18 protein-coding genes are annotated in these 17,286 nt (G+C 65.4%); 11 read left to right on the forward strand and 7 right to left on the reverse strand.

The window, feature by feature from the left end:
• The first annotated feature begins 1 nt into the window (after window position 1).
• Together BJ122_RS12200 and BJ122_RS12205 are read left to right on the forward strand one after the other, a co-directional pair.
• Window positions 2-793: a Bax inhibitor-1/YccA family protein gene (locus BJ122_RS12200; protein WP_110781278.1), complete on the forward strand. Its 792-nt coding sequence runs from the start codon at window positions 2-4 to the stop codon at window positions 791-793.
• 305 nt (window positions 794-1,098) lie between these two features.
• Window positions 1,099-1,629, forward strand: coding sequence for a GNAT family N-acetyltransferase (locus BJ122_RS12205; RefSeq protein ID WP_110781325.1), 531 nt, complete (start codon window positions 1,099-1,101; stop codon window positions 1,627-1,629).
• A 182-nt stretch (window positions 1,630-1,811) separates the two neighbouring features.
• Here the strand turns inward: BJ122_RS12205 and BJ122_RS12210 are convergent, their stop codons facing one another.
• From BJ122_RS12210 to acnA, 3 genes are all read right to left on the reverse strand, one after another.
• Window positions 1,812-2,180 carry a DUF2794 domain-containing protein gene (locus tag BJ122_RS12210; protein ID WP_103011942.1) on the reverse strand — a complete coding sequence of 123 codons (369 nt, stop codon included), beginning with the start codon at window positions 2,178-2,180 and terminating at the stop codon, window positions 1,812-1,814.
• 393 nt (window positions 2,181-2,573) lie between these two features.
• The gene (locus tag BJ122_RS12215; RefSeq protein WP_110781279.1) at window positions 2,574-3,338 is read right to left on the reverse strand and encodes a DUF1223 domain-containing protein; all 765 of its coding nucleotides are present in this window, start codon (window positions 3,336-3,338) and stop codon (window positions 2,574-2,576) included.
• Between the two features lie 135 nt (window positions 3,339-3,473).
• Entirely contained in the window at window positions 3,474-6,191 is a 2,718-nt protein-coding gene (acnA, locus tag BJ122_RS12220) for an aconitate hydratase AcnA (protein WP_110781280.1), read from the reverse strand.
• A 211-nt stretch (window positions 6,192-6,402) separates the two neighbouring features.
• Between acnA and ccmA the strand changes: the two genes are divergently transcribed.
• From ccmA to BJ122_RS12250, 6 genes are all read left to right on the forward strand, one after another.
• Entirely contained in the window at window positions 6,403-7,005 is a 603-nt protein-coding gene (gene ccmA / locus BJ122_RS12225; protein ID WP_110781281.1) for a heme ABC exporter ATP-binding protein CcmA, read from the forward strand.
• A 286-nt stretch (window positions 7,006-7,291) separates the two neighbouring features.
• On the forward strand, window positions 7,292-7,960 hold the full coding sequence (ccmB, locus tag BJ122_RS12230) for a heme exporter protein CcmB (protein ID WP_110781282.1): 669 nt from the start codon (window positions 7,292-7,294) through the stop codon (window positions 7,958-7,960).
• Between the two features lie 65 nt (window positions 7,961-8,025).
• Window positions 8,026-8,766 (forward strand): heme ABC transporter permease, encoded by a 741-nt coding sequence (locus tag BJ122_RS12235; protein WP_110781283.1) that lies wholly within the window; start codon window positions 8,026-8,028, stop codon window positions 8,764-8,766.
• Window positions 8,763-8,948, forward strand: a complete 186-nt coding sequence (gene ccmD, locus BJ122_RS12240) for a heme exporter protein CcmD (protein ID WP_245407718.1) — start codon at window positions 8,763-8,765, stop codon at window positions 8,946-8,948. Before BJ122_RS12235 ends, ccmD begins: the two co-directional genes overlap by 4 nt.
• Entirely contained in the window at window positions 8,945-9,547 is a 603-nt protein-coding gene (locus BJ122_RS12245) for a DsbE family thiol:disulfide interchange protein (RefSeq protein WP_027278835.1), read from the forward strand. The genes ccmD and BJ122_RS12245 overlap by 4 nt, the downstream gene beginning before the upstream one ends.
• A 125-nt stretch (window positions 9,548-9,672) precedes the next feature.
• Window positions 9,673-10,056, forward strand: coding sequence for a ComEA family DNA-binding protein (locus BJ122_RS12250; RefSeq protein WP_110781285.1), 384 nt, complete (start codon window positions 9,673-9,675; stop codon window positions 10,054-10,056).
• 224 nt (window positions 10,057-10,280) lie between these two features.
• Here the strand turns inward: BJ122_RS12250 and BJ122_RS12255 are convergent, their stop codons facing one another.
• Entirely contained in the window at window positions 10,281-10,937 is a 657-nt protein-coding gene (locus BJ122_RS12255) for a septation protein A (protein ID WP_430694781.1), read from the reverse strand.
• A gap of 9 nt (window positions 10,938-10,946) precedes the next feature.
• Window positions 10,947-11,897: a signal recognition particle-docking protein FtsY gene (ftsY, locus tag BJ122_RS12260; protein ID WP_110781286.1), complete on the reverse strand. Its 951-nt coding sequence runs from the start codon at window positions 11,895-11,897 to the stop codon at window positions 10,947-10,949.
• Between the two features lie 28 nt (window positions 11,898-11,925).
• On the opposite strand from ftsY, the gene BJ122_RS12265 reads away from it, so the two are divergent.
• Window positions 11,926-12,888, forward strand: a complete 963-nt coding sequence (locus BJ122_RS12265; RefSeq protein WP_110781287.1) for an RluA family pseudouridine synthase — start codon at window positions 11,926-11,928, stop codon at window positions 12,886-12,888.
• A 197-nt stretch (window positions 12,889-13,085) separates the two neighbouring features.
• Here BJ122_RS12265 and mtaB read toward each other — a convergent pair whose 3' ends face one another.
• A complete protein-coding gene (gene mtaB / locus BJ122_RS12270) occupies window positions 13,086-14,351 on the reverse strand; it encodes a tRNA (N(6)-L-threonylcarbamoyladenosine(37)-C(2))-methylthiotransferase MtaB (protein ID WP_110781288.1) in 1,266 nt (421 codons plus the stop codon).
• Entirely contained in the window at window positions 14,351-15,217 is an 867-nt protein-coding gene (gene dapF / locus BJ122_RS12275) for a diaminopimelate epimerase (protein WP_110781289.1), read from the reverse strand. Before dapF ends, mtaB begins: the two co-directional genes overlap by 1 nt.
• Before the next feature lie 179 nt (window positions 15,218-15,396).
• Between dapF and BJ122_RS12280 the strand changes: the two genes are divergently transcribed.
• Window positions 15,397-16,305, forward strand: a complete 909-nt coding sequence (locus BJ122_RS12280; protein ID WP_430694782.1) for a GyrI-like domain-containing protein — start codon at window positions 15,397-15,399, stop codon at window positions 16,303-16,305.
• 9 nt (window positions 16,306-16,314) lie between these two features.
• Window positions 16,315-17,013 (forward strand): SIMPL domain-containing protein, encoded by a 699-nt coding sequence (locus BJ122_RS12285; protein WP_110781290.1) that lies wholly within the window; start codon window positions 16,315-16,317, stop codon window positions 17,011-17,013.
• Window positions 17,014-17,286 lie beyond the last annotated feature (273 nt).

Here is a 17,286-nt window from a genome sequence, read left to right on the forward strand (position 1 = left end):
CATGTCGGACTTGGACCGTAACTACGCATCGCCTTTCGGCCGGGCTGCGACCCGCGTCGACGCCGCGACCGTCGACGCCGGTCTGCGCGCGTATATGCTGCGCATCTACAATTACATGACGATTGGCCTCGCCATCACTGGCGCGGCTGCACTCGGCGTTTACATGGGCGCGGTGACGCCCGACGCCGCTGGCGCTGCTGGGCGGATAGGCAACACCTATCTCACCACTTTCGGCGTCTATATGTTCGCCAGCCCGCTTAAGTGGCTGTTCATCCTGGCGCCGCTGGTGATGGTGTTCGCCATCTCCTTCGGCATCAACCGCCTGAAGCCCGCGACCGCACAGCTGCTGTTCTGGGCGTTCTCGGCGTTGATGGGCATCTCGCTGTCGTCGATCTTCCTGGTGTACACGCACACCTCGATCGTGCGGGTGTTCTTCATCACCGCGGCCTCGTTCGGTGCGCTGAGCCTGTACGGCTACACCACCAAGCGTGACATGACGGCGATGGGCTCGTTCCTGATGATGGGCCTGATCGGCATCATCATCGCCAGCCTGGTGAACCTGTTCGTCGCCTCGTCGATGCTGCAGTTCATCGTGTCGGTGGTGGGCGTGCTGGTGTTCGCCGGCCTGACCGCCTGGGATACCCAGCGCCTGAAGAACGAGTACATCTACGGCTACGCTTCCGAAGGTGGCGAAGTCGCGGAGCGGGCCGCCATCACGGGTGCGCTGTCGCTGTACTTGAACTTCATCAACCTGTTCACGCTGCTGCTGCAGCTGCTGGGACAGAAGGAATAACGGGTTCGCCCTTACGCCCCGCAACGCAAAGCCCCGGCTTCGGCCGGGGCTTTTTTGTGTGCGATCTAACCTGATGTTCTGACGCGTTTTTCAGGTGCGTGGCGCTCACTCCGCGCGTCATGGCCGGACATCGTCCCGGCCATCCACCCCTTTGATCCATCACCGCGCGCAAGACGTGGATGCCCGCGACCAAGCGCGGGCATGACGGGTCATTGAGGGGGTGCAGATGGCACCTCGTTCCGATTCCATCGCCTCCGAATCTGTCCTAGCCTCCCGCCATGTCTGAATTCGCCATGTCTGAATTGATGCCTCAATGCGCGGTTCGTCCCGCCGCCGCGACCGACCTGCCCGCCATCACCGCGATCTACCGGCAAGCCGTTGAACAGGGCACCGCCTCGTTCGAGCTGACGGCACCGAGCCTGCAGGAGATGATGCGCCGCTTCGCCACCCTGACCGAAGGCGGCTTTCCCTATCTCGTGGCGTGCAGCAGTGACGAGCTGGTCGGCTATGCCTATGCCGGGCCGTATCGGCCGCGGCCGGCCTATCGCTTCACGGTCGAGAATTCGGTTTATCTCGCCCCCGCCGCGCAGCGCCGCGGCATCGGCAAACAATTGCTGCGCCGGCTGATCGCGGAATGCGAGGCGCGCGGCTATCGGCAGATGATCGCGGTGATCGGCGATTCCGAAAATGCCGGCTCGATCGGCCTGCATCGCAGCCTGGGTTTTACGCTGATCGGCACCCACCCCAATGTCGGCTTCAAATTCGGGCGCTGGCTCGACAGCGTGCTGATGCAGCGCGCGCTCGGCGAGGGCGCGGACACGGTGCCGGCCACCTGAGAGATTTCAAAACCGGCTCCCCCGGCGCCGGGCCGGCTCCCTCGCCCCGCTCTTGCGGGGAGAGGGGTGGGGTGAGGGGCTGCTGAGTCCGCGATCCGCCGCAACGCCCCCTCACCCGATCCGGCTTCGCTGCGCGTCGCCAGATCGACCTCTCCCCGCAAGCGGGGCGAGGTACAAACCAATCACACCAGCGCCAGCTTGCGATCGATCGCCAGCAGCACCCGGTCGAGATCGTGGCCGCGGCGCAGGATCAGGCCGGTGGCCGAGATCACGCTATAGGCGCCCTGTTTGCGCGCCAGCCGCGGGTCCTTTTCGATGCGGTACAGCGGAACTTCGGAGGAGCGGCGAAACACTGAAAACACCGCGCGATCCTTGAGGGCGTCGATGGCGTAATCGCGCCATTCGCCCGCGGCTACCATCCGGCCGTACAGATTGAGGATGCGGTTCAGCTCGCCGCGATTGAACATGACGCCTTGAGGGGCCTGGAGCGACGCAGACGCGCGCTCCGCGGCCTGTATATCGCTGGGGTCCCCCTCTGAGTGCAAACTCATGGCAGTCTCCTGTTACAGCGCTGACATGATTGCGCTCCCGGCGAAGCGCCGCAAGTGCAGTTTCGGCGGGGCAGATCGCCGCTACCGGCGCGGCCGCCCCATCTGGATACCATCACGCAATCGTTGGCAGAATCCTTATTGCCGCCCAATTTCGGCCCACAGCCGGCCGCTGTGCCCGGCGATAGTTCACCTGTGCGTTGGCCCGATCCGGTCGGTCCTGGATTCCTCAGCCCCCAGCCCCCGGGTCCGGTTGGGTCGGGCCTGTACGCCGCGAATTATCCCCTCCTATGGCTGGCGTTTTGCCGGCCATTTTCTTTTGTCCATTTTCCTTTTGTCCTTTGGCAGCGTGGTGCCCGGCCGGCGTTGTGCTGCAGCGCGGTCACTGCAGCGTGGTCACTGCAGCGTGGTCAGTGCCGCACCGAGCATGGTGCCGGGATGATCGCGATTGCCGTTCTGCACGAACACCACCGCGCCATCGACACCCTCGCCGACGAGATTCTCCAGCGGCACATTCCAGTGCGCCGGCTCGCCGTGCCAGTCGCCGAGCTTGAGCCAGTTACGCACCACGTTGTGATAGGTGACGCTGCGCCCGCGGTTCTCGCCGCGACCGATGGTGATCGGCACTTCACGCACGATCGCGCAAACCCAGACCTCGCCGCTGGCACCGCTCTGGCCCTGCGGCACGGTGACCTTGAGTTCATTGCCTTCGCGGCTGAGCGCAACTGGCACGGACATCGCGTCGGACTGCTGCGCGCTGGCGCGGATCGCGCGATCGATCTCGGCGCGGTCGCTACCAACCACCTGCTGCTGGCCGTTGACGATCAGTTGCGGGGTGTAGATTTCGCGATCGCCGCGCTGTGCGGAGTAAGCGCGCTGCCGCGCGGTGAAGCGCGCATCGGCCAAGGTGTCTTTCCAGCCGAGATAGTCCCAGTAATCGACCGGCAGACTGAGCGCGATCACCGACGGATCACGCGCCAGCTCGCCGACAATGCGGTCGGCGTCTGGACACGATGAGCAGCCTTGGGAGGTGAATAGTTCAACGACGGCGCGCGGGCCGGCGGGCGTGGCCGGCGCGATGGCGATCGGAAGGATCAGGGCGATAGCAACGCAAGCAAACGATACCAGCCACCGATGATCCAATCCGCTCCACTTCGTCATCGCGAGCCACGTATTGGTTATGTGGCGCGCGCGATACGCGCGCCACACCCAGGAACGAGCCTTCGGAGGTGGGAAGGCACCTTGTCTTAGGCGGCCTTCCGATCACCTGCCACTCACTTCGCAGTGAGGCTCGCGTTACGCGGCAAGACGGCGCAGCACGTAGTGCAGGATGCCGCCATTGCGGTAGTACTCCAGCTCGTCGAGCGTATCGATCCGGCACAGCAGCGGCACGCGCCGCACCTTGCCCTCGGCCGAAGTGATTTCCGCGGTCAGCGTCTGGCGCGGCTTGAGGTCACCCTCAAGGCCGTGAATGGTCACGGTCTCATCGCCCTTCAGGCCAAGCGACTGCCAGGAGGTGCCTTCCTCGAAGGTGAGCGGCAGCACGCCCATGCCCACCAGGTTGGAGCGGTGGATACGCTCAAAGCTCTGGCAGATCACCGCGCGCACGCCGAGCAGGCGCGTGCCCTTCGCCGCCCAGTCGCGCGACGAGCCGTTGCCATATTCGGCGCCGGCGAACACCACCAGCGGCACCTTGTCGTCCTGATACTTCATCGAAGCATCGTAGATCGACATCTGCTCGCCCTTCGGCCAATACTTGGTCAGGCCGCCTTCGGGAATATTGCCGTCGGCGCCCTTGAGCATGTGGTTCTTGATGCGGATATTGGCGAAGGTGCCGCGCATCATCACTTCATGATTGCCGCGGCGGGTGCCGTACTGATTGAAGTCGGCCGGACGCACCTGGCGATCCGACAGATACTTGCCGGCCGGCGAAGTCAGCTTGATCGAGCCCGCCGGCGAGATGTGGTCGGTGGTGATCTTGTCGCCGAACAGCGCCAGAATGCGCGCGTCGACCACGTCGGTGATCGGCTCGGGTTGCTGGGTCATGCCTTCGAAATAAGGCGGGTTCTGCACATAGGTGGACGCCATGTTCCACTTGTAGGTGTCGCCCGCCACGGTCTTGACTTTGCGCCAATTGGCATCGCCATTGAACACGTCGGCGTACTTCTTCTTGAAGATGCGCGCGGTGACGTACTTCTTGATGAAGGCGTTGATCTCCTTGGTGGTCGGCCAGATGTCCTTCAGATAGACCGGCTTGCCGTCGCTGCCGGTGCCGATCGGCTCCTTGGAGAGATCCTTGGTGACCGTGCCGGCCAGCGCATAGGCGACCACCAGCGGCGGCGAGGCCAGATAGTTGGCCTGCACGTCCGGCGACACGCGGCCCTCGAAGTTGCGATTACCCGACAGCACCGCGGCGGCGATCACGCCATTGTCGTTGATCGACTTGGAGATCGGCTCCGGCAGCGGGCCGGAATTGCCGATACAGGTGGTGCAGCCGAAGCCGACCAGATTGAAGCCGACCTGATCAAGATCAGCCTGCAGCCCGGAGTTAGCAAGATATTCGGCAACCACCTGCGAGCCCGGCGCCAGCGAGGTCTTAACCCACGGCTTGGCCTTGAGACCCTTGGCGGCGGCCTTGCGCGCCAACAGACCGGCACCGATCAGCACGCTCGGATTGGAGGTGTTGGTGCAGGAGGTGATGGCGGCGATCACGACGTCGCCATGGCCGATGTCGAACTTCTTGCGTTCGACCGCGTAGCGCGAGCCGTCGAGCGCCTTCTTGTATTCGTTCTCCATCGCCGCGGCGAAACCCTCGGCCACCGCGGACAGCGCCACGCGGCCTTCCGGACGCTTCGGGCCGGCCAGCGACGGCTCGACCTTGGCGAGGTCCAGCGTCAGCGTTTCGGTGAACACCGGATCCTGCGAGGCGGCGGTGCGATACAGGCCCTGCGCCTTGGAGTACTTGGTCACCAGATCGACGCGCGCGGTCTTGCGGCCCGAGGTCTTCAGGTAATCGACGGTTTCCTTGTCGACCGGGAAGAAGCCGCAGGTCGCGCCGTATTCCGGCGCCATGTTGGCGATGGTCGCCTTGTCGGCCACCGACAGATTATCGAGGCCGGGGCCGTAGAACTCCACGAACTTGCCGACCACGCCCTGCTTGCGCAGCATCTGGGTGACGGTCAGCACCAGGTCGGTGGCGGTGACGCCTTCCTTGAGCGCGCCCTTGAGCTTGAAGCCGACCACTTCCGGCAGCAGCATCGACAGCGGCTGGCCGAGCATCGCGGCTTCCGCCTCGATGCCGCCGACGCCCCAGCCGAGCACGGCGAGGCCGTTGACCATGGTGGTGTGCGAGTCAGTACCGACCAGCGAATCCGGATAGGCGACCTCGAAGGTGCCGGTCTTGCGGCCGATGGTCATCTTCTCCTTCTTGGTCCAGACGGTCTGCGCCAGGTATTCCAGATTGACCTGGTGGCAGATGCCGGTGCCGGGCGGCACCACCGAGAAGTTAGAGAACGCCTTCTGGCCCCACTTCAGGAATTCGTAGCGTTCCTTGTTCTGCTTGTATTCTTCGGCGACGTTCTTGCCGAACGCCTTGTTGTCGCCGAAGAAGTTCACGATCACCGAATGGTCGATGACGAGGTCAACCGGCACCAGCGGGTTGATCTTCTGCGGGTCGCCGCCGAGCTTCTCCATCGCGTTGCGCATCGCGGCGAGATCGACCACCGCCGGCACGCCGGTGAAGTCCTGCATCAGCACGCGCGCCGGGCGGAACGCGATCTCGTGCTCCAGCTTCTTCTTGCGCATCCACTTCGACACCGCCTGGATGTCGGCCTTGGTCACCGTGCGGCCGTCTTCGTTACGAAGCAGGTTTTCCAGCAGCACCTTCATCGAGTACGGCAGGCGGGAAATCCCTTTCAGACCGTTCTTCTCGGCGGTGGGAAGGCTGTAATACACGTAGGTCTTGCCGCCGACCGTTAAGGTCTTCCGGCATTTGAAGCTGTCGAGAGAGGTCATGTGAGGCGGTCCCGATTATCGTTGCGCAACCGGCTCACAGGTCCAGGACGGCCGAAAAGGCGGGTCGAGTGGCTTGCGGGCGCCGATTGAGTGCTGCATCAAGTGCGGGGCTTATAGAATCTTTCCAGAGACATCGCCACAGCGACAATTGATCCGGGACAATGCGCAGCAGCTTTGATCCGGCAGAGGCGGCGCGGATAGGACGGCAAGGATGCGGCTGGCGGGGCAGGGCTTACGATGCGTGCGGGGCGGCCGCGAAGTGTTTGCCGCGCTCGATTTTTCCGCGGAGAGCGGCGAGGCCGTGGCGGTGGTCGGCCCGAACGGCGCCGGCAAGACCTCGCTGCTGCGGCTGATCGCCGGGCTGCTGCAGCCGGCTGCGGGGACGATCACGCTGCACGGCGGCGATGACGAAATGTCGCTGGCCGAACAGGCGCACTATCTCGGCCACCGCGATGCACTCAAGCCCGCGCTCAGCGTCGCTGAAAATCTCGATTTCTGGCAGCGCTTTCTTGGCGGCGAACCGGCCGATGCCGCCGAGAGCCTCTCGGCAGTCGGGCTGGCGCATATCGCGCATCTGCCGGCCGCTTACCTGTCGGCCGGTCAGCGCCGGCGGCTGTCGATCGCGCGGCTGATCGCGGTGCGCCGGCCGCTGTGGCTGCTCGACGAACCGACCTCGGCGCTCGATACCGCCGGTCAGCAGATGTTTGCCCGGGTGGTTGCCGGCCATCTCGCAGGCGGCGGGCTGGTGATCGCCGCCACCCATCTGCCGCTCGGCATCGATACGCGCGAACTGCGCATCCGGGGGATGGTGTGATGGAGGACTGCTTGACTGCACTGGCTTGCCGCTGCTCGGCACCCCCACCCCGGCCTCCGCAGAGCTTGTGCCCGGACGGCGCGCAGCGCCGATCCGGGTGCTCGGCCAACCCTCCCCGCAAGGGGGAGGGAGATCGCAGCCGCTCTGCCCTCATCGAACTACGCCCGCGTCGCGTCGCAGCCTTCCTTGTCCCTCCCCCTTGTGGGGAGGGTGGCCCGGCGCAGCGCAGCGAAGCCGGGTCGGGTGGGGGTCCGCGCCACCAGCCTCTCACCACAAGAGCCGCCACATGACCGCGCTGATCGCCCTTATTCGCCGCGAATTGCGCATTGCGCTGCGGGTCGGCGGCGGCGCGCTGATCGGCGTGCTGTTCTTCCTGGCCGTGGTGGTGCTGATGCCGTTCGCGATCGGCCCCGACCTGCAATTGCTGCAGCGGCTCGGCCCTGCGGTGCTGTGGCTCGGCGCGCTGCTCGCCAGCCTGTTGACGCTCGACCGGCTGTTCATGGCCGATCACGACGACGGCTCGCTCGATCTGATCGCGATGAGCCGCACCCCGCTGGAACTGGCGTGCGCCGCCAAGGCGCTGGCGCATTGGCTGGCGGCCGGCGTGCCGCTGGTGCTGGCGACCCCGGTGCTGGGGCTGCTGCTCAACCTTGACGCCGCCGCCTCGGCCGCGATCGCCGCCACGCTGCTGGTCGGCACCCCGGCGCTGACCTTCACCGGCATGATCGGCGCGGCGCTGGCGGTGACGCTGCATCGCGGCGGCCTGCTGATGGCGGTCTTGGTGCTGCCGCTGTCGATCCCGGTGCTGATCTTCGGCGTCGCCGCCGCCAGCGCTGCGATCACCGGCCCGGTGGCCTTTGGCACCCCGTTCCAGATCCTGTGCGGGCTCAGCCTCGCCAGCCTGGTGATCGGGCCGTTTGCCGCAGCCGCTAGCCTGCGCCAAGGGCTCGATTGAATGCGGAATTGTTAACCACTGTTGGCGGATTGCTTGTGCCGCCGTCGCCGACTATCAGGTTGCCCATGACGCTGCTCAATCTTGCCAATCCGACTAGGTTCCTGACGCTGGCCCAGCGGCTGTTGCCGTGGCTGGCCGCGCTGACCGCCATTTTGCTGGTCACCGGCCTGACGCTGGCGGCCATGGCCCCCGACGACTACCAGCAGGGCGCCACCGTCAAGATCATGTTCGTGCATGTGCCGAGCGCCTGGCTGTCGATGTTCGTCTGGGGCGTGATGAGCCTGTCGGCATTCGGCACCCTGGTATGGCGTCATCCGCTCGCCGATGTCGCGGCCAAGGCCGCGGCGCCATTCGGCGCAGCCTTCACCTTCCTGGCGCTGGTCACCGGCTCGCTGTGGGGCCGGCCGATGTGGGGCACCTATTGGGAATGGGATGCCCGGCTGACCTCGATGCTGATCCTGTTCCTGATGTATCTCGGCCTGATCGCGCTGTGGCGCGCGGTCGAGGACCCGAGCCGCGCTGCCCGGGCTTGCGCGATTTTCACGCTGGTCGGCGCCATCAACCTGCCGATCATCAAATTCTCGGTCGATTGGTGGAACACGCTGCACCAGCCGGCCTCGGTGATCCGTTCCGGCGGGCCGACGCTCGACAAATCGTTCCTGATCCCGCTTCTGGTGATGGCGATCGGCTTTTCGCTGATGTTCATCACCCTGCATCTGGCGGCGATGCGTAACGAAATCCTGCGGCGCCGGATCCGCTCGCTGCAATTGCTGCAGGCCAGCCAGCAGCAGCCGGGGGTGGCGTGATGATCTCGCTTGGACCCTATGCCGGCTTCATCGTGTCGTCCTATGCGGTGGTCGCCGTGGTGGTGGCGCTGCTGATCTTCTGGGTGATGCTGGATTACCGTCGGCAGAAAGCACGGCTGCGCGATCTGGAGCGCGCCGGCGTGACGCGGCGCTCGCGACAGGGCGGATCGGAGGCTTCATGACCCGCCGCCCACCGCCTTCGCCCAGCGCGCGCAGCAGCCGCCGTTCGATCATGGTGATGCTGCCGCTGGTCGGCTTTGCGATGCTGTTCGCGCTGTTCTGGGTGCGGCTCGGCGGCGACCCCAGCAAAATCCCCTCGGCGCTGATCGGCCGCCCGGCGCCGGCGACGGTGCTGCCGGCGCTGCTCGGCCTCACCCGCAATGGCGAGGCGGTGCCGGGACTCGATCCCGCCGCCTTCCTGGGCAAGGTCAGCCTGGTCAATGTCTGGGCGTCGTGGTGCGTGCCATGCCATGACGAAGCACCGCTCCTGACCGCACTCGGCCGGCAGGATCCGCGCTTCCAGATCGTCGGCATCAACTACAAGGACACCGCCGACAATGCGCGGCGTTTCCTCGGCCGCTATGGCAATCCGTTTACCATGGTCGGGGTCGATGCCAATGGCCGCGCCGCGATCGAATGGGGCGTCTATGGCGTGCCGGAAACCTTCGTGATCGGCCGCGACGGCAAGATCGCCTACAAGCTGGTCGGCCCGATCACCCCGGAAAACCTCGAGACGGTGCTCAAGCCCGCTCTGGAGAAGGCGCTACAGGCGCCGTCCTGAGCCAAGCGCATTCAGCATAATTATTTTTGGCGTTTATCTGCGGTTCATTTCCGCGCCTTGGGCGCGCCATGAATCGGAGAGTTAGTAGCAGCCGTGATCAACAACGTCCTTGGAGGACAGATCCGATGCGTATCACCAAGCTTGCTACTCTCGCCGCCGCCACTTTGTCGCTCGGCCTGCTGGCCGCCGCGCCCAGCTTCGCGCAGGCGCCGCAGCCGACCGAAAAATCCGACAAGATGGCGCCGCCGATCGCCACCAAAACCTCGCCCACTGCTGGCGCCAAGTCGGAGCCTGCCAAGACCGAAGCCACCAAGCACGAGCTGCTTGATATCAACTCGGCGAGCGCCGAACAGCTCGACGCGCTGCCCGGCATCGGCAAGGCCTATTCCGCCGCGATCATCAAGGGCCGGCCGTATAAGGGCAAGGACGAGCTGGTGCAGAAGAAGATTGTGCCTGAGAAGACCTACGACGGCATCAAGGACAAGATCATCGCCAAGCATAAGAGCTGATCGGACGCCGGGCGGCGGCGGCCACCGCCGCCCGCACCGACTATCATTGAACCTCGTCTGCTGATTGGTAGCGGATCGCCGGCACCCCCGGCGGTCCGTTTCTTATAGGACCAGCGCACGGCAACTGATCTCATCAGCGGGGGCCTCGTCATCGAAACGTAAATGGCCGGGACGAAGCCCGGCCATGACGTGCGGAGTGGAGGATTACTATCAGGCGTGGGCGATCAGCCCTTCGACGATTCCCTGGTCGCGTTCTTGAGCTCGTCCTTGGACACGTCGCCTTCGTCGGCGGCGCTTTGCTCGAGCGTCACCGGCTCGAGCTGATGGCGCTTGATGAACGGCATCTGCGTCACCGCAAAGGCCATGGTCAGCGGCACCATGCCGAACACCTTGAACGCCACCCAGAAATCAGTCGACTGCGTGCGCCACACGATCTCATTGACCACCGCCATCGCCAAAAACCACAGCGCCCAGCGCCAAGTCAGCGTGCGCCAGCCCTGCGGCGTCAGGTTGAACATCTGGTCGAACATGATGGCGATGAACGACCGGCCGAACAGCAGGCCGCCGCCAAGCACCGCGGCGAACAGCGTGTAGATGATGGTCGGCTTCATCTTGATGAAGGTTTCGTCCTGCAGCAGCAGCGTCAGCGCGCCGAACACGATCACCACCACCGCGGTGACGATGGTCATCATCGGGATATGCCGCGTCACCCAATAGGACACCGCGATCGCGACCAGCACCGCCACCATGAAGGCGCCGGTGGCGACGAACAGATGAAACTTGGCGTTGACGAAGAAGAACACCAGCAGCGGCCCGACCTCGGTCGCAATCTTGAACAGCGGATGCGGCCGGTTTGGTTGCAGCACGGTGTTGTTGTCCATCAAAAACCCTCAGCTCGCGTTGTCAGTCCCGGCGATCGCTTTGGCGAAATCGGCCGCGGTGAATGGCGACAGATCTTCGACGCCCTCGCCGACCCCGATGAAATGCACCGGGATTTTGTGCTTCTCCGCCAGCGCGACCAGAATACCACCGCGCGCGGTGCCGTCGAGCTTGGTCATCACCAGGCCGGTGACGCCGGCGGTGCGTGAAAACGCCTCGACCTGCGACAGCGCGTTCTGGCCAACCGTGGCGTCGAGCACCAACAGCACCGCATGCGGCGCGCTGGCATCGACCTTGCGGATCACCCGCACGACCTTTTCCAGCTCGCTCATCAGCTCGGCGCGGTTCTGCAACCGGCCGGCGGTGTCGATCAACAGCACGTCGCGGCCCTCGGCCTTGGCCTGGGTCAGCGCGTTGAACGCCAGGCTGGCGGCGTCCGACCCCTGGGCGCCGGCCACCACCGGGGTGCCGGTGCGCTCGCCCCACACTTTGAGCTGCTCGATCGCGGCGGCCCGGAACGTGTCGCCGGCCGCCATCATCACCTTGCGGCCTTCGCCGGACAGCCGCGCCGCCAGCTTGCCGATGGTGGTGGTTTTGCCGGACCCATTGACGCCGACCATCAGGATCACGAACGGCTTGTGGTCACCGTCGATCACCAGCGGCTGCGCCACCGGGGCCAGGACCTTTTCGACCTCGGCGGCGACGATCGCTTTGACATCGCTCGCCGAAATCATCTTGTCATAGCGGCCTTCGCCGACCGCCGCGGCAATGCGCGCGGACACGTCGGTGCCGAGATCGGCGCGCAGCAGCACGTCCTCGATCTCCTCGAGCATCGCTCGGTCGAGCTTGCGCTTGGAGACGAATTCGGCGAGCGCGGTGCCGATCGAGCTTGAGGTGCGCTTCAGGCCGTCGGACAGCCGACGCCACCAGCTCGGTTTTTTGGTTTCAGATGTGTCGTTCATCGGGAGGCTGTGTTAGCCGTTTCGTGCCATGAACGAAAGTGACATTGAGACGGCTAAGGAACTTAGCGCCGAGGAGATCCTGGCGCGGGTGCTGCACCGCGACGGCCTGATGCTGGTGATCGACAAGCCGGCCGGGTTGCCGGTGCACCGCGGCCCCAAGGGCGGACCGAACCTGGAGGCGTCGTTCGACGCGCTGCGCTTTGGCCTGCCGCGGCCGCCGGTGCTGGCGCATCGGCTCGACCGCGATACCTCGGGCTGCCTGGTGCTCGGCCGGCACCGCAAGGCCACCGCGACGCTCGGCCTGCTGTTCAAGCACAGCAAAATCGCCAAAACCTATTGGGCGGTGGTGGAGGGTGGCCCGGACGAGGACCACGGCACCATCGACCTGCCGATCGGCAAGCGCAACGCTGAGCGCGGCTGGTGGCAAAAGATCGATCATGACGAGGGGCTGCCGTCGCTGACCAAATGGACGGTGCTGGGGCGGTACGTGCCGGAGGGCGCAGCCGCAGCCCCTGCGACAGAGCCGGAGGGGTCGGCTGCAAACAACTCCCCTCCCCCTTGCGGGCAGGGGTCGGGGGTGGGGTGCGACAGCGGCGATCTCTCCTTGGGACACCCCCCACCCCAACCCTCCCCCGCAAGGGGGGAGGGAGCGCGCGGCGCCCCTGGCAACGCCTCCGGCGAAACGGCGGTAGAGTCCAGCCAAACGGCGGCAGAGCATGCCGCGAGCAGCGGGCGGCTGACCTGGCTGGCGCTGGAGCCGATCACCGGCCGCACCCATCAATTGCGGGTGCATTGCGCGGCGATGGGCTGGCCGATCGTCGGCGACAACATCTATGGCAACGGCCCGCGGTTCGGCGAACCGACGCTGCATCTGCACGCCCGGCAGATTTCGATTCCGCTATCGCGCAACAAGCCGCCGGTGGTGGTGACCGCGCCAGTGCCGCCGCATCTGCACCAGCGCATGCGCTCCTGCGGCTGGAACGGCGAGTAGTTAGTTCGGTTGTCGCGGCAATTAGGCCGTTACCATTGGCGCGCCACTCACACTAACATTGGCGCGTCACAACTAACGTCTCAGCACGTCTTGGCCGGGCTCGTCCCGGCCATCCACGTCTTTCCTCTTGAACGATCACCTAGACGTGGATGCCAGCGGCCAGCGCGGCCATGACGCATGTGTGCGTGAGCGCCGAACTACACAGTCAGCCGCTGGCTATCGTGTCCGGCGATGGTGACCGCAACCACCGAGCCGACCACGCCACCTTCGATCGCCACCGGCAAAAAATGTTCGGTGCGGCCTTGGGTGACGCTTTCAATCAGCACCTGGCGGGGCTGGCCGATCTCGGCGGCAAACCGCCGCTGCAATGCCGCCTCGCCCACCGCGCGCAGCCGCTTGGCGCGTTCCTTGATCACGCCGCCATCGAGCTGCGGCATGTTGGCCGCCGGCGTGCCGGGCCGCGGCGAATAGGGAAACACATGCAGCAGGCTGAGCCCGCAATCCTCGACCAGATCGAGCGAACCGGCAAAGGCCTGCTCACTCTCGGTCGGAAAGCCGGCGATCAGATCGGCGCCGAGCGCGATCTCCGGCCGCAGCCGCCGCAACTGCTCGCACAGCGCGATTGCATCCGTGCGGCGATGGCGGCGCTTCATGCGCTTCAAGATCAGATCATCGCCCGATTGCAGCGACAAATGCAGATGCGGCATCAGCCGCTCGTCATTGGCGATCACATCGAGCAGATCGTGATCGACCTCGATGGAATCGATCGACGACAGCCGCAGCCGCTTCAAGTCGGTGACTTCGCGCAATATCTGCCGCACCAGGCCGCCGAGCGCCGGCGCGCCGGCAAGATCAGCGCCGTAGCTGGTGAGATCGACCCCAGTCAGCACGATCTCGCCATGGCCGCGCGCCACCAGCGTGCGTACCTGATCGATCACCGCCGCGGGCGGCAGCGAGCGCGACGGGCCGCGGCCATAAGGAATGATGCAGAAGGTGCAGCGGTGATCGCAGCCATTTTGCACCGGCACGAATACCCGCGGCAGATCGCGCGCGACCCGCTCAAGCGGCATCGGCGCCATGGCGCGCACCGCCATGATATCGCCGACCGCGATCTTTTTCGCGGCGTCATCGCCGGAAGATTCATCGAGCGTCTGCTGCAGCGCCTGCCAGGCCGCGCCGCTCAGCTTGTCATGATTGCCGAGCACGCGGTCGACTTCCGCCATCGCGGCGAACATCTCGGTCTCGACCTGGGCGGCACAGCCAGTGACCACGATGCGCGCCTGCGGCCGCTCGCGTTTCAACCGGCGAATCGATTGCCGGACCTGCGCCACCGCTTCCCTGGTGACCGCGCAGGAATTGACCACGATGGTATCGCGGCAGCCGGCCTGCTCCGCTTCGCGGCGAATAAGCTCAGCTTCAAAGGCGTTCAGTCGGCAGCCGAATGTGACGACCTCGACGGCCATCAGGCCGCGCCGGCCAGCAGCGCCGGATCGATCGTTCCGGAAAATTCGAAAGTGGCGCTGCCGGTCATCAGCACATGATCGTCGCGCTCGCGCCACTCGATGACCAACTCGCCGCCCGGCAGCGTGATCTGCACCTTGCGATCGGTGCGCCGCAGCCGCGCCGCGGCGACCGCGGTGGCACAGGCCGCCGAGCCGCACGCCTTGGTCAGCCCGACGCCGCGCTCCCAGGTCCGGATCACGATATGGCCGCGATCGACGATCTGCGCGAGCGTGATATTGGCGCGCTCCGGGAAGATCGGATGGTTTTCCAACAGCGGCCCGAACCGGGCGAGGTCATGGGCGTGCACGTCATCGACCCAGAAGATCGCGTGCGGATTGCCCATCGACACCACCGAGGGGGTATGCAGCACCGGCGCGTCGATCGGCCCGATCTGCAATTCGATGGTGCGGGTATCGGCGAACTCCTCGGCCAGCGGAATGTCCTGCCAGCCGAGCTTGGGCGCGCCCATATCGACGGTAAAAAGTTCGGGCGCGGTCCCGCGCCAGCAATGCAGCAGGCCGGCCCGGCTTTCAAAGGTCAGCGCGCTCTGCTCGGTGCCGGCAAACACCTGCTGCGCCACGCAGCGCATGCCATTGCCGCAGGCGCTCGATTCCGAACCATCATTGTTAAAGATGCGGATGAACGCATCGGTGCCGGCCACGCGCGGCGGCTGCAGCACCATCAGCTGGTCATAAGGCACCTGTTTGGCGATCGCGCGCGCATCGGCCGCGGTCACCGTCACCGGATCGACGCGCAGATCGAGCACGACGATCTCGTTGCCGATGCCGTTCATTTTGCTGAATTTGCGATTGGCCAGCGTATTCATGTCACCATCCTGCCGCGCTTATATGGCGAATGACGGCGGATTGGCCAGTGGGGCGAATCCGCAGCCGCAACGCGGCGCCAGCGCGTCCGGCAGGCGACGATGCTGCGGCTGCGTGTTAGCATGAGGATGATGAGCCGGTGGGGCCGGGGTTGCGCAGGCTCAGGGGCTTTGGAGAGACAATGACGAAGGGTTTTTATGTTTTTGGCCGCGCGATGCTGGCGGCAGCGGCCTCCGCCGGCCTGACCGCCGCCCTGACCGCCGCCCTGGCGCTGGGCGCCGCGGGCGCGAATGCCCAGACGCCGGCCGCTGCACCGGCCGCCGCGCAGCCCGCCCAGCCGGACGCGAAATCGGACGGCAAGACCGAGGCAAAGCCGGATGCGAAACCCGAGCTGAAGACGGACGCCGCCAAAACCGCCGAGCCCACGGCCAAGCTATCGCCGGGCGAGCCGGGCAAGGCCGCCGCCGAGACGCCGGCCGCCAAGACGGCGACTGAACCGGCCAAGCCTGCCGATCCGGCCAACCCGGCCGCGGCTCAGCCGGCGGCGCAGCCGCCTGCGGCCGCCGAAGCCCCTGTGCCGGCGCCGGCACAATCAGTCACCCCGCCGCCCGCGGCCAAGGTGCAGAGCGCGGACCCGTTCGGCGAGGAAGTGACACTGGCCACGAAGAATGTGGTGATCCTCAAGGGCAATGCCAGCTGGGACAACGCCTTCGAGAGCCTGGTCGAGTCGCTGAAATCGCTGCAGGCGCTGCTCGACAAGCAGGGCCTGAAGGCCGCCGGCAACATGATGATCGTCTACACCTCGACCGACGACACCGGCTTCACCTATCAGGCGGAAATCCCGGTCGATCAGGAGCCGAAGAATCTCACCAAGGCGATGAGCTACGGCAAGTCACCGGAGGGCCGCTCGCTGAAATTCGTCCATCGCGGTTCTTACGACAACATGGACAATACTTATGAGGCGATCACCAATCACCTCGACGAGAAACGACTGGAAGCCAAAGACACTTTTATTGAAGAATACATCACCGATCCGCTGAAGACCGCCGAGGACAAGCTCGTCATCAATGTCTATGTCCCGCTCAAATGAGGTCGCGACATGTACCGTCTGCTGTTGACCGCTGCCGCCGCGCTGATGGCGGCGGTGCCGCCTGCTCTCGCTGAAACGGCGCTGCCTCCGGCGATTTCGGTGGTCGGCGAAGCCTCGATCCAGGTGCCGCCCGATCTTGCCACCATCGACGGCGGCGTCAGCATCGACGCCAAGACCGCCAAGGAGGCGGCCGCCGCCAATGCCGAGGCCATGACCAAGGTGATGCAGGCGCTGAAAGCCAGCGGCATCAAGGACGAAGACCTGCAAACCTCGCGGCTGTCGCTGCTGCCGCAATATGCCGCACCCAGCCGCCCGGGCCCGAACAGCCTGACCGGATATCGCGCCAGCAACCGCGTCACCGTGCGGCTGACCGACGTCAGCAAGGTGGCGAGCGTGATCGACACCCTGGTCAGCGCCGGCGCCAACGAGATCGGCGGCATCAATTTCACGGTGGCAGCGCCATCGAAACTGCTCGACCAGGCGCGTGACAAGGCAATGGCCGACGCGCGCCGCAAGGCCGAAATCTATGCCCGCGCGGCCGGCGTTACGCTCGGCGCGCCGCTCTCGATCGCCGAAGACACGGCGCAAACACCCACTGCCTATCGCCGGATGGCGACCGGCCTCGCCGCCGCTGCGCCGGTGGCGGTGGGAGAAGAAACGCTGTCGGTCAATGTCAGCGTGTCCTGGGCGATCAAACAGGCGCAGTAACCCCGTTGCGGGTCCGCACCGATGCGATTCTGAGCGTCGCAGTATCGCAATCAAAACCGTCGTCTGAGCAGTCGGGCGCGACGCTCACCACAGCGGGCGCGCCGCAGCCTCGCGGAATTCCGTCCTACGGTACCGGGCAGGCCGTGACGGCGCGAGATATTGGCCATTGTGACGTTTTCCGCCGGCATCCTGAAACCGTTTTGTCATACAAAATTGACATTGCGAGTTGTCATGCGCGATTGACAAAAACGAGAACAGGATTAGGTTTGGCAT

Source organism: Rhodopseudomonas faecalis (assembly GCF_003217325.1).
GTDB lineage: Bacteria > Pseudomonadota > Alphaproteobacteria > Rhizobiales > Xanthobacteraceae > Rhodopseudomonas > Rhodopseudomonas faecalis.

Coding starts and splice junctions, on each gene's coding strand:
- BJ122_RS12200 (WP_110781278.1), top strand. CDS start 2: ATGTCGGACTTGGACCGTAACTACGCATCGCCTTTCGGCCGGGCTGCG.
- BJ122_RS12205 (WP_110781325.1), top strand. CDS start 1,099: ATGCCTCAATGCGCGGTTCGTCCCGCCGCCGCGACCGACCTGCCCGCC.
- BJ122_RS12210 (WP_103011942.1), bottom strand. CDS start 2,180: ATGAGTTTGCACTCAGAGGGGGACCCCAGCGATATACAGGCCGCGGAG.
- BJ122_RS12215 (WP_110781279.1), bottom strand. CDS start 3,338: ATGACGAAGTGGAGCGGATTGGATCATCGGTGGCTGGTATCGTTTGCT.
- acnA (WP_110781280.1), bottom strand. CDS start 6,191: ATGACCTCTCTCGACAGCTTCAAATGCCGGAAGACCTTAACGGTCGGC.
- ccmA (WP_110781281.1), top strand. CDS start 6,403: ATGCGGCTGGCGGGGCAGGGCTTACGATGCGTGCGGGGCGGCCGCGAA.
- ccmB (WP_110781282.1), top strand. CDS start 7,292: ATGACCGCGCTGATCGCCCTTATTCGCCGCGAATTGCGCATTGCGCTG.
- BJ122_RS12235 (WP_110781283.1), top strand. CDS start 8,026: ATGACGCTGCTCAATCTTGCCAATCCGACTAGGTTCCTGACGCTGGCC.
- BJ122_RS12245 (WP_027278835.1), top strand. CDS start 8,945: ATGACCCGCCGCCCACCGCCTTCGCCCAGCGCGCGCAGCAGCCGCCGT.
- BJ122_RS12250 (WP_110781285.1), top strand. CDS start 9,673: ATGCGTATCACCAAGCTTGCTACTCTCGCCGCCGCCACTTTGTCGCTC.
- BJ122_RS12255 (WP_430694781.1), bottom strand. CDS start 10,937: ATGGACAACAACACCGTGCTGCAACCAAACCGGCCGCATCCGCTGTTC.
- ftsY (WP_110781286.1), bottom strand. CDS start 11,897: ATGAACGACACATCTGAAACCAAAAAACCGAGCTGGTGGCGTCGGCTG.
- BJ122_RS12265 (WP_110781287.1), top strand. CDS start 11,926: ATGAACGAAAGTGACATTGAGACGGCTAAGGAACTTAGCGCCGAGGAG.
- mtaB (WP_110781288.1), bottom strand. CDS start 14,351: ATGGCCGTCGAGGTCGTCACATTCGGCTGCCGACTGAACGCCTTTGAA.
- dapF (WP_110781289.1), bottom strand. CDS start 15,217: ATGAATACGCTGGCCAATCGCAAATTCAGCAAAATGAACGGCATCGGC.
- BJ122_RS12280 (WP_430694782.1), top strand. CDS start 15,397: ATGACGAAGGGTTTTTATGTTTTTGGCCGCGCGATGCTGGCGGCAGCG.
- BJ122_RS12285 (WP_110781290.1), top strand. CDS start 16,315: ATGTACCGTCTGCTGTTGACCGCTGCCGCCGCGCTGATGGCGGCGGTG.